Raw genomic sequence first — 1564 nt, forward strand, 5'->3', positions numbered from 1 at the left:
ATTCATCAGCGCGAAGTGGAAGCCGAGCTCAAGCGGAATGCGCTTGCCGGCATACTGCTTGTCGAAGGCGGCGCGAAAGGCAGCATAGGTCCGGTTGGCGAACTCGTCCGCCTGGCTTGGCCGCTCGAAGCCGCCGGAATGCCTGACATAGAGATTGTAGTCCATGGCGATCACCGGCCGTGACTTCGGTCCTTCCGGAATCTGCGGCAGCGAAAAGTGCACGATGCCGTTGCTGGCCGTCGGTCGGGCAGGGCCTTGCGAGACGCCGCTGGCATCGAATTGATATCCGGCCGCCGGCAGCGCTTCATAGAGCGCCTTGCCGGTCGACAGATACGGCGCGCGAAAGCCGACCACCGCATGCCGCGCGAAATCGCGCCAGCCCTGTGGTTCGGGTGCAATGCCGTTGATCGCATAGGCGTTCTCGAGAATGTGCTCGAACGAACTGAACTCTTTCAGCCAGTCGGCCTTGCTCCAGTCCTTGCCGTCGAAATGGCCACAGCCATGGCTGGCGATATCGTGGCCTTCATGCGCGGCAAGGCCGATCTGTTCGAGTCGCTCGGTGACTTCCTGCTTCGAGGCGGCAAAGCCGATGTTGGATTTGCCGGCGCCTTTGCCCGGTGCGGTGTATTCCTTGCGTGTCTCCGTTGACAGCAGGAAGACGCAGGAGAGAAAATAGGTGAAGTGCGCGCCGGTGCGCTCAGCCAGTGCCCGGCTGCGTTTCCACTGCGAAATGTCGCGGGCACTGTCGAACGAGATGATGACGACCTGTTTCGGCTTTGCCGGCGCCGGTGGATCGGCCAAAGCCCCACCGGCAGCGGCGAGTGCCGCAAGCGAAAACGCAACAACGCGGAACGGACGAAGCATAGGCAATCTGATCTTCACTCGGGGAATGTCTGCAAGCCGGCTATCGCCTAAATGTGGCGTGGGTGCGATTGGTCTTTTCGGCTGCCTGTCCGGGGCAAACATCCGTTTGCCCCGGACAATAGGCGATTTTCCGGTTGAACCCCTTCCATGCCGGCAAAATTTCGCTAAAACGCGGGCTGACAAAGGGCCCGACCGGGCAGGAATGGTTTGATTGATGTCCGACGACAGTTTTATCCGTGAAGTCAACGACGAGATCCGTCGCGAGCAGGCACAGGCGCTGTGGGACCGTTTTGGCCCGGCCTTGATTGTCGTTGCGGTCCTCGTGGTGCTCGGCACTGCCGCCTTCGTCGGCTATCGCTATTGGGACGAGACGCGCGCCAACCGCTCGGGCGATGCGTTCTCGCAGGCGCTGAAGCTCGCCAATGACGGCAAGAACGATGAGGCGCTGACTGCGCTCGATCAGTTGGAGAAGGATGGCTACGGCGCCTATCCGCTGCTCGCCCGCATGCGCGGCGCGACCGTCAAAGCGAACAAGGGCGATGTCCCCGCCGCCGTCAAGGATTTCGACGAAGTCGCCGCGGATACGGCCATTCCCCAGGGAATTCGCGACATGGCGCGGCTGCGGGCAGCACTGCTGCTCGTCGACCATGGTTCCTTTGCCGACGTCTCCAGCCGTGTCGAGGCGCTGACATCCGACACC

General features: G+C 62.0%; 2 protein-coding genes. One reads left to right on the plus strand and one right to left on the minus strand.

Annotation, left to right across the window (positions count from 1 at the left end; translation table 11 throughout):
* Nucleotides 1–864: polysaccharide deacetylase (locus EN906_RS33670; RefSeq protein WP_127375754.1), on the minus strand; the 864-nt coding region annotated here is incomplete at its 3' end.
* Between the two features lie 214 nt (nucleotides 865–1078).
* Here EN906_RS33670 and EN906_RS33675 point away from each other — a divergent pair.
* Nucleotides 1079–1564 (plus strand): tetratricopeptide repeat protein (locus tag EN906_RS33675; RefSeq protein WP_127375753.1); only part of this gene is annotated, 486 nt, incomplete at its 3' end.

Source organism: Mesorhizobium sp. M7A.F.Ca.CA.004.06.1.1 (assembly GCF_003999135.1).
In the GTDB taxonomy this organism is placed as follows: domain Bacteria; phylum Pseudomonadota; class Alphaproteobacteria; order Rhizobiales; family Rhizobiaceae; genus Mesorhizobium.